This is a genomic window from Streptomyces sp. NPDC059897 (genome assembly GCF_042730865.1).
Taxonomy (GTDB): domain Bacteria; phylum Actinomycetota; class Actinomycetes; order Streptomycetales; family Streptomycetaceae; genus Streptomyces.
This window is the reverse complement of sequence record NZ_JBHWKQ010000032.1, coordinates 29,414-42,332: the sequence shown is the minus strand read 5'-3', so window position 1 is coordinate 42,332 and position 12,919 is coordinate 29,414. Positions and strand designations below refer to the sequence as shown.

General features: G+C 70.7%; 13 protein-coding genes. 5 read left to right on the top strand and 8 right to left on the bottom strand.

Going from position 1 to position 12,919, the window contains the following annotated elements:
- Positions 1-10: 10 nt before the first annotated feature.
- From ACFV9W_RS28710 to ACFV9W_RS28685, 6 genes are all read right to left on the bottom strand, one after another.
- Positions 11-856 (bottom strand): sulfurtransferase, encoded by an 846-nt coding sequence (locus ACFV9W_RS28710; protein ID WP_385766289.1) that lies wholly within the window; start codon positions 854-856, stop codon positions 11-13.
- A gap of 116 nt (positions 857-972) precedes the next feature.
- Positions 973-1,053, bottom strand: a complete 81-nt coding sequence (locus ACFV9W_RS28705; RefSeq protein WP_352133573.1) for a putative leader peptide — start codon at positions 1,051-1,053, stop codon at positions 973-975.
- A gap of 212 nt (positions 1,054-1,265) precedes the next feature.
- Positions 1,266-2,012 carry a DUF2993 domain-containing protein gene (locus ACFV9W_RS28700; RefSeq protein WP_385766286.1) on the bottom strand — a complete coding sequence of 249 codons (747 nt, stop codon included), beginning with the start codon at positions 2,010-2,012 and terminating at the stop codon, positions 1,266-1,268.
- Positions 2,013-2,109: 97 nt separating this feature from the next.
- Positions 2,110-3,135, bottom strand: coding sequence for a hypothetical protein (locus tag ACFV9W_RS28695; RefSeq protein WP_385766283.1), 1,026 nt, complete (start codon positions 3,133-3,135; stop codon positions 2,110-2,112).
- A complete protein-coding gene (locus ACFV9W_RS28690; RefSeq protein ID WP_385766280.1) occupies positions 3,071-3,325 on the bottom strand; it encodes a MoaD/ThiS family protein in 255 nt (84 codons plus the stop codon). Before ACFV9W_RS28690 ends, ACFV9W_RS28695 begins: the two co-directional genes overlap by 65 nt.
- A gap of 45 nt (positions 3,326-3,370) precedes the next feature.
- Positions 3,371-4,195: an alpha/beta hydrolase gene (locus ACFV9W_RS28685; protein ID WP_385766277.1), complete on the bottom strand. Its 825-nt coding sequence runs from the start codon at positions 4,193-4,195 to the stop codon at positions 3,371-3,373.
- A gap of 249 nt (positions 4,196-4,444) precedes the next feature.
- On the opposite strand from ACFV9W_RS28685, the gene ACFV9W_RS28680 reads away from it, so the two are divergent.
- The 5 genes from ACFV9W_RS28680 (at position 4,445) to ACFV9W_RS28660 (ending at position 9,739) form a co-directional block, all read left to right on the top strand.
- Positions 4,445-5,284 carry a response regulator transcription factor gene (locus ACFV9W_RS28680; RefSeq protein ID WP_385766274.1) on the top strand — a complete coding sequence of 280 codons (840 nt, stop codon included), beginning with the start codon at positions 4,445-4,447 and terminating at the stop codon, positions 5,282-5,284.
- Positions 5,285-5,360: 76 nt separating this feature from the next.
- Entirely contained in the window at positions 5,361-6,383 is a 1,023-nt protein-coding gene (locus ACFV9W_RS28675; RefSeq protein WP_385766271.1) for a LacI family DNA-binding transcriptional regulator, read from the top strand.
- Positions 6,384-6,495: 112 nt separating this feature from the next.
- Positions 6,496-7,479, top strand: a complete 984-nt coding sequence (locus tag ACFV9W_RS28670) for a S1C family serine protease (RefSeq protein ID WP_385766268.1) — start codon at positions 6,496-6,498, stop codon at positions 7,477-7,479.
- A gap of 110 nt (positions 7,480-7,589) precedes the next feature.
- The gene (locus ACFV9W_RS28665) at positions 7,590-8,321 is read left to right on the top strand and encodes a response regulator transcription factor (RefSeq protein WP_385766265.1); all 732 of its coding nucleotides are present in this window, start codon (positions 7,590-7,592) and stop codon (positions 8,319-8,321) included.
- Entirely contained in the window at positions 8,318-9,739 is a 1,422-nt protein-coding gene (locus tag ACFV9W_RS28660) for an ATP-binding protein (protein WP_385766262.1), read from the top strand. Before ACFV9W_RS28665 ends, ACFV9W_RS28660 begins: the two co-directional genes overlap by 4 nt.
- A gap of 19 nt (positions 9,740-9,758) precedes the next feature.
- Here the strand turns inward: ACFV9W_RS28660 and ACFV9W_RS28655 are convergent, their stop codons facing one another.
- Together ACFV9W_RS28655 and ACFV9W_RS28650 are read right to left on the bottom strand one after the other, a co-directional pair.
- The gene (locus ACFV9W_RS28655) at positions 9,759-10,979 is read right to left on the bottom strand and encodes a DUF2993 domain-containing protein (RefSeq protein WP_385766260.1); all 1,221 of its coding nucleotides are present in this window, start codon (positions 10,977-10,979) and stop codon (positions 9,759-9,761) included.
- A gap of 117 nt (positions 10,980-11,096) precedes the next feature.
- A complete protein-coding gene (locus tag ACFV9W_RS28650) occupies positions 11,097-12,905 on the bottom strand; it encodes a bifunctional metallophosphatase/5'-nucleotidase (protein ID WP_385766257.1) in 1,809 nt (602 codons plus the stop codon).
- Positions 12,906-12,919: the final 14 nt, after the last annotated feature.

Sequence of the window (12,919 nt, the reverse complement as noted above, 5' to 3'; positions counted from 1 at the left end):
GGTCGCTGGATTACTTGTTGGCGCCGAGCTCGATCGGCACGCCGACGAGGGAGCCGTACTCGGTCCACGAACCGTCGTAGTTCTTGACGTTCTCCTGGCCGAGCAGCTCGTGCAGCACGAACCAGGTGAGCGCGGAGCGCTCGCCGATGCGGCAGTACGCGACGGTGTCCTTGGACAGGTCGACCTGCTCGTCCTCGTAGAGGGCCTTGAGCTCGGCGTCCGACTTGAAGGTGCCGTCGTCGTTGGCGTTCTTCGACCACGGGATGTTGCGGGCGGACGGGACGTGGCCCGGACGCTGCGACTGCTCCTGCGGGAGGTGGGCCGGGGCGAGCAGCTTGCCGGAGAACTCGTCGGGCGAGCGCACGTCGACGAGGTTCTTGTTGCCGATCGCGTTCACGACGTCGTCGCGGAAGGCGCGGATCGACGTGTCCTGCGGCTTGGCCTTGTACTGCGTGGCCGGGCGGTTCGGGACCTGCGCGCCGTCGACCAGGTCGCGGGAGTCGAGCTCCCACTTCTTGCGGCCGCCGTCGAGGAGCTTGACGTCCTGGTGGCCGTAGAGCTTGAAGTACCAGAACGCGTAGGAGGCGAACCAGTTGTTGTTGCCGCCGTAGAGGACGACGGTCGTGTCGTTGCCGATGCCCTTCTTCGACAGCAGCTCCTCGAAGCCGGCCTGGTCGATGAAGTCACGGCGGACCGGGTCCTGGAGGTCCTTGGTCCAGTCGATCCGGATCGCGTTCTTGATGTGGTTCTTGTCGTACGCGGACGTGTCCTCGTCGACCTCGACGATCGCCACGTTCTCGTTGTCGAGGTTGGCCTCGACCCAGTCGGCGTCTACCAGGACGTCGCTGCGGCTCATGCTGATTCCTCCGGGGCAGTTGCGGGGGTATGCGAAAGGGGTGTGCGTGGCTGCACGGGGACCCCGAGTCGTAGGCCTCAAGGGGTCCGGGAATAGCGGGAGTTGTGCCGTCCCGCTCAGGCGGCGCGACAGAGCATGGCGGCGACGCGGCACAGGTCTACTGCCCGCCGCTTCGTGAGATCCGCCTGTCGCTTCATGCACCCGATCGTAAGGACGTACCGGCGGCCGTGTCACCGGTGTGTCGGATGATGAGACGAGATCGTCCGGAATGTGGGAACGATCGCGCCTCCGGGCGGCACCGGCCCCGCCGCCGCACCGCCGAACGCCCGTCGCCATCTGCTCTGCGGACGCCGCCGTCTCGCAGTTCGGACCAACGCGGTCCGTGGCCCGTATCGGCGCCCGTTCCGGCCTACCCGACCAGGTCGAGGTTCGAACCCTTCACCGTGATCTCGATGCCCTGGTCGACGGCCTGCACCCGGTCGAGCTTGATGCCCGCCGGCAGGTCGTCGAGCGCCTGCTTGAAGTCGATGACGTCCCGGAGCGGGCCCTCGGCCGGCTTGAGCGCGCCGATGTCCGGCAGGCTGTCGGCGTGCGCGGAGACCTGGCCGCCGCTCACGTCGACCGTGCTGCGCACCGTGGGCCGCACCGTGCCGAGCGGGGTCTTGACCGCGACCGTGACCTTGGCCTTGTGGTCGCCGCCGTACGCGAGCCCGTCGATCCACGCGGTGACGCCGGGGGCGACCTGGGCGGGACCCTGCTTCTTCACGGCCTTGAGGAGTTCGGCGTAGTCGATGCGGGCGGTGCCGGTGGCCGAGTCGGCGGTGGCGGAGCTGTAGCTGCTGTCGAACTTCACGCCGTGCATCTCGGCCTTGAGGTCGGCGATGCGGATGGCCTCGCCGCCGCTCTCGCCGTTCTTGCCGCTCTTCGCCTCGAAGTCCTGGATGCCGAGCTCGACGTCGTCCAGGGTGCCGCCCGCGACCTGGGTCAGGAACGGGAAGCCGTTGATCGACACGTCGGGGGTCTGCCCGAGCCCCTCGCTCGTGCGGATCTTGTCGGCGGCCTTGCTCTCGGCGAAGTGGACCGCGACCCGGTCGGCCGCCACGAAAAGACCGCCGACGATGACGACAAATATGAGCAGTATTCGCAGTGCGCGCATGGCCCGGAGGGTACGCGACCGTAGCTCCCTCAAGCCCCGCCGGCGATTGAGGCGCGGGGTCCGGGGCAGAGCCCCGGGACCGCAACGCCGGATGGGCCTAACCGAACGCGCGGCCCAGCAGCCACACGGCCGGAGCCGCCGCGGCCAGCGGAAGCGCCACGCCGGCCGTCATGTGCACGAACCGGGACGGGAAGTCGTACGACGCGACGCGGTGGCCGATGACGGCGCAGGCGCCCGCGCCGAGGCCGAGGAGGGCGCCGCCCGTGCCGAAGTCCGTGATGCCGCCGGCCGCGATGCCCGCTCCGGTCGCCGCGAGCAGCGCGACGATCACGGACGCGACGGTCGGCAGCGGCAGCGCGCGGGCCAGGACCGCGACCGCCACGGCCACCCCGCCGACCGTCACCGCGTCGGGCTCGGCCGCCAGGTGACCGGCCGCCACGATCGCGAGCGCCGCCGAGGCGACCGTCGCCATCAGGCCGTACATCCGCTCGTCCGGGTCGGCGTGCGAACGCAGCTGGAGGACGAGGGTGAGCAGCACCCAGACGCCGAGCGTGCCGAGGATCGCGGCGGGGCCGTTGTCGCGGCCCGCCACGAGCAGCGCGATGTCCGCGACGACGCCGCCCATGAACGCGAGCGCGATGCCCTGCCGGGCGGGCCACATCCCGTTCAGCCGGAACCACCCGGCGGCCGTGACGGCCTGCAGCAGCACGAGCGGGACGAGCAGCGCGTACGACCCGAGGGCGGCGCCCCCGGCGAGCAGGAGCCCGAGCACGGCGGTGAGCGCGGCGGGCTGAAGCCCGGGCTCGATGATCGGCGAGCGACGTTGAGCACGACGATCCAGCCCCTGCGGCGTTTGAGCAGCGGGGTCCGGGGCGGAGCCCCGTGGCGTGGGCGCCTCAGGAGCCTGAGGCACGTCCTCGTACGACCACTGCTGCTGCGGCGGCGCCGCATCGTAGCCATACGCCTGCTGCGGCACCGGCTGCTGCTGCGGCTGCGCGTACGCGTCGTACTGCGCGTCGTACTGGTACGGGTACTGCTGGTTGTTGCTCATCGGGGTGTCATCCTCCTGCGAACGGCGGGAGCACCTCGACCGTGCCGCCCTCGGCAAGCCGTACCGTCTCATGGCCGCGGGTCCCGACCGGGTCCCCGTCGACCAGGAACGAGGAGCGCTGGAGCACCCGGACGAGATCGCCGGGGTGCCGCGTGCGCACCGCGTCCAGCGCGGCGGCCAGCGTCTCCGCCTCGTACGGCTCCTCCGCGACGCCGGCGGCGGCCTTGGCCGCGGCCCAGAAGCGGATCGTGCCCTGCGCCATTCCCGACTCCTCTCTCGGTCCCGCCCCGCTGCGCGGTGCGGCGTCCTATTGTGCGCCAAGCGTGCGCGCGACCCACGCCCCGATCCGCTCGACCAGCTCCTCGCTCGCCGCGTTCTCGGCGTGGCCCATCCCCGGCTCCAGCCACAGCTCCGCCGCCCCGCCGGAGGCCTCGATCAGCATCCGCGGGTGGTCGACGGGAAAGTACGGGTCGCGGTCGCCGTGCACGACGAGCAGCGGGGTCGGCGCGAGCAGCGGGACCGACTCGACCGGGGAGAGCGGGACCGGGTCCCAGTCGTACGGGTGGATCCGCGTGCGCAGCCCGAAGCGGCTGACGAGGCGCCCTGCGGGCCGGGTCACCGCCCAGTGCACCCGCCGCATCGGGGCCGTGCCGCGGTAGAACCACCGGGCGGGGGCGCTCACCGCGACGACCCCGTCAACGTGCGCTTCCATGCGCCCCCTGTGCAGCGCGGCCTGCCGCAGCACCACGGATCCGCCCATGGAGAAGCCGACCGTCACCACGCGCGCGTGGCCGAGCGAGCGCGCCCACTCGACGGCCGCCGCGAGATCGAGCACTTCCTTGTCGCCGACCGTGGACCGCCCGCCGGAGCGCCCGTGCCCCCGGAAGGAGAACGTGACCACGGCCGCACGCTGCGCGAACACCGCCGCGGCGCGCCGCACGTGGGGCCGCTCCAGATCGCCGGTGAAGCCGTGCGCGAGCACGATCGCCGGGTTGTCCGGGCCACCGGGACCCGGCTCGTAGGCCGCCTCGATGGCGACTCCGTCACGTGTCCGGAGCATCACGCGCCGTCTCCGTTCGGTGATCGGCCACACAGAAGATCCACGCTCGTCACCTGCCGGACCCCGACTCATGTGGGCTATTCTGCTGGGCAGAGGACTCGGGCAATGCAGCCCCCGGGTCCTTTTGTGCTTTCTGGGGCGTTGTATACGACCACCCGGAAGAACGCACAGAACAGCAGGTCAGGACCCCGGGGCGCGGAGTTCTGGCCACGTACGAAGCAGTGCCGCAAACGTCCTCGCAGGGACCGAGGAGGAACCAGACGTTATGGGCGAGCGAACCGTGCACGAACGTATGACGACCCCCAGGGCAGGTGGGGACCGATGAGCTCTCTTCTGCTCCTCACCAATGCCCTCCAGCCGTCGACGGAGGTGCTTCCCGCTCTCGGCCTGCTCCTGCACAACGTGCGAGTGGCTCCCGCGGAGGGACCCGCACTCGTCGACACCCCCGGCGCCGATGTCATCCTCATCGACGGCCGCCGGGATCTCCCGCAGGTCCGCAGCCTCTGTCAGCTGCTCCGCTCGACGGGGCCCGGCTGTCCGCTGGTACTCGTCGTGACGGAGGGCGGCCTCGCGGCCGTCACCGCCGACTGGGGCATCGACGACGTACTTCTCGACACGGCGGGCCCCGCCGAGGTCGAGGCCCGCCTCCGGCTCGCCATGGGCCGGCAGCAGATCGTCACCGACGACTCCCCCATGGAGATCCGCAACGGCGATCTGTCGGTGGACGAGGCGACGTACAGCGCGAAGCTCAAGGGCCGGGTCCTCGACCTGACCTTCAAGGAGTTCGAGCTCCTGAAGTACCTGGCGCAGCACCCGGGCCGGGTGTTCACGCGCGCCCAGCTGCTCCAGGAGGTCTGGGGCTACGACTACTTCGGCGGCACCCGGACCGTGGACGTGCACGTACGGCGGCTGCGCGCGAAGCTCGGGCCCGAGCACGAGTCGCTGATCGGCACCGTGCGCAACGTCGGCTACCGCTTCGTCACGCCGGAGAAGCCGGAGAAGAAGGCGGAGAAGAACGCCGAGGCGCGGGCCGAGAAGCGGGCGGAACAGGAGGCCGGGCAGCGGGCCGCGGCCGCGAACAAGGCGGATAACGCGGGAAACCCGGACAAGCTCCCGTCCGCCGTGGACGGAGTGGGCCTCCCGGCTCCCGTACGCAGGTAGGGCCTGACCCGAAGGACGGCCCAAGGTGCGGCTCACGCCCTGCCCAGAGGGTGGTCCATCCGCGTAGACTCCGCGCGTGGCCAAGGTGACTCGGGACGATGTGGCGCGACTGGCGGGTACCTCCACCGCAGTCGTGTCCTACGTGATCAACAACGGACCCCGGCCGGTCGCCCCGGCCACGCGCGAGCGGGTGCTCGCCGCGATCAAGGAGCTGGGGTACCGGCCCGACCGGGTCGCCCAGGCCATGGCCTCGCGGCGGACCGACCTCATAGGCATGATCGTGCCGGACGCGCGCCAGCCGTTCTTCGCGGAGATGACGCACGCCGTCGAACAGGCGGCGTCCGAGCGCGGGAAAATGGTCCTGGTCGGCAACTCGGACTACGTGCCCGACCGCGAGGTCCACTACGTCCGCGCCTTCCTCGGCATGCGGGTCTCGGGCCTGATCCTCGTCAGCCACGGTTTCAACGACCTCGCGGCGAACGAGATCGAGGCCTGGGACGCCCGCGTCGTCCTGCTGCACGAGCGGCCCGAGGCCATCGACGACGTCGCGGTGGTGACCGACGACGTGGGCGGCGCCCAGCTCGCCACCCGGCACCTCCTGGAGCACGGGAACGAGTACGTGGCCTGCCTCGGCGGCACCGCGGACACCCCGTCCGTCGGCGACCCGGTCTCCGACCACGTCGAGGGCTGGCGGCGCGCCATGAAGGAGGCGGGGCGGTCCATCGACGGCCGGCTCTTCGAGGCCCCGTACAACCGTTACGACGCGTACAAGGTGGCGCTCGGCCTGCTGGCCGGGCCCGACCGGCCGCCGGCGATCTTCTGCTCCACGGACGACCAGGCCATCGGTGTGCTGCGGGCCGCGCGCGAGCTGCGCATCGACGTGCCGGGCGAGCTGGCGGTGGCCGGGTTCGACGACGTGAAGGAGGCGGGGCTCACCGATCCGCCGCTGACCACCGTCGCCTCGGACCGTCCGGCGATGGCGCGGGCCGCCGTGGACCTCGTGCTCGACGACTCGCTGCGGGTGGCCGGGTCGCGGCGCGAGCGGCTGAAGCTGTTCCCCTCGCGGCTGGTCGTCCGGCAGTCCTGCGGCTGCGCGTAGGCTCCGCCGACCCGTCTTTGCTTCGGGTCTTTACTTCGGGCAAACAGGGTTCTGCCGGGACTCTCAGGACACCCTCAGCCTGCTCTCATGAACGCGCCACAGGCTTGGTGCCATGACCGACAGCTACCGCCGAAGCGGCGACGACCCCCAGGCCTACCCTCCGCAGCCCCCGTACCTGCCGGGCGTGCAGCCGCAGCACGGCAGTCCGAAGAAGAAGCGGCTGCGTGGCCCCGCCGGGCTGATCACGGCGGTGGCGATCGCGGCGGCGGCCGTCGGCGGCGGTACCGCGTACGGCATCCAGGAGCTGACCGGCTCCTCCGCCACGGCCTCGTCGTCCACCAGCACCACGGTGGTGCCCAGCAGCAAGAAGGGCACCGTGGCCGGGGTCGCGGAGGCGGTCAGCCCGTCCATAGTCGAGATCAACGCGACGCTCGGCTCCGGTTCCTCGACCGGCTCCGGCGTGATCATCACGAGTGACGGCGAGATCGTCACCAACAACCACGTCGTGTCCGGCGCCTCCTCCGTCAAGGTCTCGACGAGCGACGGCAAGACATACACGGCGGACGTCGTCGGCACCGACGCGAAGAAGGACCTCGCGCTCATCAAGCTGAAGAACGCCTCCGGCCTCAAGGCCGCGACGCTCGGCGACTCCGAGGGCGTCAAGGTCGGCGACGACGTCGTCGCGATCGGCTCGCCCGAGGGCCTGACCGGCACGGTGACCAGCGGCATCGTCTCCGCGCTCCAGCGCGATGTCACCGTCTCCACCGACGAGGGGCAGCAACAGCAGCAGGGCGGCGGCAGCGGCCAGTGGCCCTTCGAGTTCGGCGGCCAGGAGTTCAACGGCGACACCGGCTCGTCCAAGACGACGTACAAGGCGATCCAGACGGACGCGTCCCTCAACCCCGGCAACTCCGGCGGCGCGCTCATCGACATGAACGGCAACATCATCGGCATCAACTCGGCGATGTACTCGTCCGCTTCCGACTCCTCGGGAACCTCCTCCAGCAACGGCAGCGTGGGCCTCGGCTTCGCCATCCCGATCAACGCGGTGAAAGCGGACCTGGACACGTTGCGCTCCGGCGGCGCGGACAGCTGACGCACCGCCGCCGCGCCATTCACGCCACGGAACGCACACCCCGAGTGAGCGTGCGACGCTGAGGAGCGCCGGCCAACCACCCGTAATCGACCGACAGGAAGCCCCGGACCATGAGCCCCGCCGAAGGCGAACCGCAACGCATCCTCATCGTCGACGACGAGCCCGCGGTACTGGAGGCACTCCAGCGTTCCCTCGCCTTCGAGGGCTACGCCACCGAGGTCGCGGTCGACGGTGCCGACGCCCTGGAGAAGGTCGCCTCGTACCGCCCCGACCTGGTCGTCCTCGACATCCAGATGCCCCGCATGGACGGCCTGACCGCGGCCCGCCGGATGCGCGCCACCGGCTCCACCACCCCGATCCTCATGCTCACGGCCCGCGACACCGTCGGCGACCGCGTCACCGGCCTCGACGCGGGCGCGGACGACTACCTGGTCAAGCCGTTCGAGCTCGACGAACTGTTCGCCCGCGTACGGGCCCTGCTGCGCCGCAGCTCGTACGCGGCGGCCGGCGACGACACCGCCGCCGACTCCGACGCCCTCTCCTTCGCCGACCTGCGCATGGACCTGACGACCCGCGAGGTCACGCGCGGCGGCCGCGCGGTCGAGCTGACCCGCACCGAGTACACGCTCCTGGAGATGTTCCTCGCCCACCCCCGCCAGGTCCTCACCCGCGAGCAGATCCTCAAGGCCGTCTGGGGCTTCGACTTCGAGCCGTCGTCCAACTCCCTGGACGTCTACGTGATGTACCTGCGCCGCAAGACCGAGGCGGGCGGCGAACCGCGCCTCGTGCACACCGTGCGGGGCGTGGGCTACGTGCTGCGGAGCGGTGGAGCGGCGGAGTGAACAAGCTCGTACGCCGGCTGCGGACGCTGCCGCTGAGGTCGCGGATCGCGCTGCTGGTGGCCGCGGCGGTGGCGGCGGCGGTTGCCGCGGTGGCGGTGACGTGCTGGTTCGTCACCATGAAGCAGCTGTACGCGCAGCTGGACAACGACCTGGTGCAGCAGGCGCACTCGGTGAAGCGCGAACAGATGGAGTACGTCCTCGCGGGCTGCCAGTCCGGCGACTCCGCGGCCCAGCACAACTTCCCGGGCCCGACGATCCAGATCATCCAGTCCGACGGCAGGGCCTGCACCTCGCAGGGCGACCCCCGGATCCCGGTTCAGCACTCCGACCGGGCGGTCGCGGCGGGTACCTCGGACAGTTCGGTGCACACCACGGACGACGTGAAGGGCCAGGCCATGCGGGTCCTGACAGTTCCGATCAAGCAGGACGACACCCGGCTCCCCGGCGTCGCCGCCTCCGTCGCCACCCCCCTCGACGAGATCACCAAACCGCTGACCACGCTGGCCTGGCTGCTGCTCCTCGTCGGCGGCGTCGGCGTCCTCGGCTCGACCGCCGCCGGTCTGTGGATCGCCCGCACCGGACTGCGTCCGGTCGACGAACTCACCGACACCGTCGAGCACGTCGCCAGGACCGAGGACCTCACGGTCCGCATCCCGGTCGAGGGCGACGACGAGATCGCGCGCCTGGCGGAGTCCTTCAACGCGATGACCGCCTCGCTCGCCTCCTCCCGCGAGCTCCAGCAGCAGCTCATCGCCGACGCGGGTCATGAGCTGCGTACGCCGCTGACCTCGATGCGTACCAACATCGAACTGCTCAACCGGATCGAGGAGACCGGCCGCTCCATCCCCGCGGCGGACCGCAAGGCGCTGCTGACGTCCCTGAAAGCCCAGATGACCGAGCTGGCCGCGCTCATCGGCGACCTTCAGGAGCTGTCGCGCACGGGGCTGACCGGGGCGGAGGGGCCGATGAAGGTGGTCTCGCTGCACGACACCGTGCGCAGCGCCATCGAGCGCGCCCGGCTGCGCGGCCCCGAGCTGACCTTCGACGCGGAGCTGGCCCCCTGGTACGTACGCTCCGAGCCGGCCGCGCTGGAGCGGGCGGTGGTGAACCTGCTGGACAACGCCGTGAAGTTCAGCCCTGAGAAGGGGCGCGTGGAGGTCCGGCTGATGCGCGGCACGCTCACCGTGCGGGACCACGGGCCGGGCATCCCGGACGATGAACTCCCGTACGTCTTCGACCGGTTCTGGCGCTCGCCGACCGCACGCGCCCTGCCGGGCTCGGGCCTCGGCCTGTCGATCGTGGCGCGCACGGTCGAGGCCAGCGGCGGACAGGTCGCGCTCTCGGCGGCGGACGGCGGCGGCACCCTCGCCACGCTGGTCCTGCCGGGAGCGCCGACGCCGCCGCCGGAACTCCCCTAGGGCACCTGCCGGTCACCGGTCACTTGCCGACCGAAAGTCCGCCGCCCGACAGGTCGACCCGGATGCCCTCCTTCTCCACGGTCACGTCCTGGAGCCGTACGTACCCGGAGCCGCCGGGCAGCTCCGGCACCCGGAAGGCGAGGGAGAGGCGGTCGGCGAGTTCGGGGCGGGTGAGGCGGGTGAGGCCGTCGAGCAGCGCGGGGTCGAGGCCGATCTTCTTCAGGACCTCGGGGTGGGCGAGCGCGATGTCGATCAGGTTCGTGCCCATCAGCTGCTTCACGAAGCGCGGCGTCCCGGTCAGCTCGCGCAGTTTCGCGTCGCTGTTGAGCGCCTGCTGCACCGCGCTGTCCGGCACCCCGAGACGCTTGACGATCGCCGGGACGGCCAGCAGCTGCCGCGCCTTGTTCGCCTGCTGGGTGAGCTTGTCCACGGACTGGCGCGTGAGGTGCAGACCCTCGGAGGCGCGGGTGCCGGGCCGGTACGTGGCGAGGTCGCCGACGGCCAGGCTCATGTTGTCGATGTCGGTGGAGATCCCGGAGGCGCCGAGCCGCTGGATGTTCGCGTCCGCCCGCACCTTCACGTCGTGCCCGGCGACGGGCAGGGTGCCGCGCGCGAGCACCTTGTTCTTGCCGTGGCCGGTGAACGTGACCTGGGACGCGCCCAGTTCACGGTTCATGTCGGCGAAGCTGAGCAGCACCTCGCCGTGCATCTGGTCGGCGTAGGCACCGCTGATGTCGGTGAGGCCCGAGCCCTTGATCCGTACGTTGTGCGCGGTCGCGGAGACCTTGGCGAGGGTGACGCGGTCGGCGGCGACGTCGGGGACCGTCACCTTCATCTCGCCGATGCGGCGGTCGGCGAGCTGGGTGAGGAACGGGAAGCCGCCGATCTCCACCTCGGGCGCGGCCGTCAGCTTCATCTGCTTCTTGATCTGTTCCGCGGCCTTGTTCTCCGCGTAGAGCACCGCCCAGCGGTCGGCCATGGCCAGAAAACCGCACAGGACGACGACGGCGATCAGGCCCTTCAGCGCGAAGGAGAGCCCGGCGAGGCGGCTCCGGCGCTTGCGCCGTCCCGCGCGCCGGTGGTCCGGCGGGGACCAGTGGTCGGGCTGGTCGTCGAACCGACCGTCGAATCGGCCGCCGTCCGGCGGAACCAAATCCTCCGCCCCGTCATCAAACCAATCGTCAAACGCCGTACGGTCGTTGGCTATGGGCTCGTCGTCCATGCGGTGGGGGGTACGCATCGGCCGATTCCATCACACACCCCCACCACTCACACAAACAACCTTCACAAGTGTGGGGTGGCCCACTGTTCACCCGTGGGCCCACCGTAGGCCACCCCAATGTGAGCCGTGTTTCGCCTACTTGACGATCGTGATGCGGTCCGCCTTCGGCGGCGCGATCGGGTTCGACGCCGAGGAGTTGGCCGTCAGGTAGTCGTTGAGCGCCTTGAGGTCATCGCTTCCGACCAGCGGGTTCTTGCCCGCCCCGAGCGCCGCGAAGCCGTCGCCTCCGCCCGCGAGGAAGGAGTTCATCGCGACGCGGTAGGTGGCCGCCGGGTCGATGGCTGACCCGTTCAGCCTGATCGAGTCGGCGACGACCCGGTCGGCACCCGACTTGGTCATGTCGAGCGTGTACGTGAGTCCTGCCGAGGGCTGAAGGATCTTCGGCGACGCCGCGTTCGGCCCGCTGACCTGCTGCTTGAGCGCGGTGACGAGCTGCTCGCCGGTCAGGTCGGCCAGATTCACGGTGTTGCTGAACGGCTGCACGGCGAACGCCTCCCCGTACGTCACCACCCCGTCGCCCTCGCTCCCGCTCGCCTTGAACACCAGGTCGGAGCGGACCCCGCCCGGGTTCATCAGGGCCACGCTCGCCTTCGGGTCGAGGGTCTTGGCGTGCGCGAGCTGCGCGTCCGCGATCAGGTCGCCGAGCGGGGACTCCGGCGAGGTGGCGCCGCGTCCCGGCAGGTCGGCGGAGATGTGCCCGACGGCCTGGCCGGCGATCGGCGCGGCCAGCTTGTTCCACCGCCCGATCAGCGCGGTCATGTCGGCGGCCTTCGGCTGCGTCCGCGTGACGACGTGGTTGGCGGAGGTGGGCGACTTCACCGCCGTGCGCACGATGTCCTTGGTGGCACGGTCGTAGGTCAGCGTCGTGTCCGTGTAGAGCTTTCCGTACGAGGACGCGGAGGTGACCATCCTCGGCTTGCCCGACGGGTCCGGGATCGTGCACGCGTACGCGTTGTGGGTGTGCCCGGTGACCAGGGCGTCGACCTTCGGCGTGATGCCCTTGGCGATGTCGACGATCGGCCCGGAGACGCCCTTGCCCGCGCTCGGTGAGTCGCAGTCGAAGTTGTACGAGCCCGAGGCCGGGGCGCCGCCCTCATGGACCAGCGCGACGATCGACTTCACGCCCTGCTTGTCGAGGATCTTCGCGTACTTGTCGACGGTCTCGATCTCGTCGTGGAACTTCAGCCCCTTGACGCCCTCCGCCGACACGATGTCCGGGGTGCCTTCGAGGGTGACGCCGATGAAGCCGACCTTCACGCCCTTGTGCTTCCACACCCAGTAGGGGGCGAGGACCGGCTTGCCGGTCTTCTCGTCGGTGACGTTCGCGGCGAGGTACGGGTAGTCGGCGCCCTCGAAGGTGCGCCCGTCCTCGTAACACCCGTCCTTGGGGTGACAGCCGCCCTTCCGCAGCCGCGCCAACTCCTGAGACCCCTCGTCGAATTCATGGTTCCCGACCGAGGTCACGTCCAGGTCCAGCTTGTTCATGGCCTCGACGGTCGGCTCGTCGTGGAACAGCCCGGACAGCAGGGGGCTCGCGCCGACCAGGTCGCCCGCGGCGGCCGTGACGCTGTACGGGTGTCCCTTGCGGGCCGTGCGCAGGGAGTTCGCCAGGTACTCGACCCCGCCCGCGTCGATCTTCTTCGTGGTGCCGTCGGCCTGGTCCTCGGTGACCTGCCCGGAGGACCCGGCCGGCGGCTCCAGGTTGCCGTGGAAGTCGTTGAAGGACAGCAACTGCACGTCCTGGTAGCGGCTGCTCGCCACGCTCTTCTGCGCCGTCGCCCCGGCGGGCAGCGCGGCCATGAGCGCCCCGGCGGTGACGAGGGTGGCGGCGCCGGCGAGACCCGCACGCAGACGGCGCCCCGGTCTCCTGGTCGTTAGGTGCATGTGGTTCCCCCTGG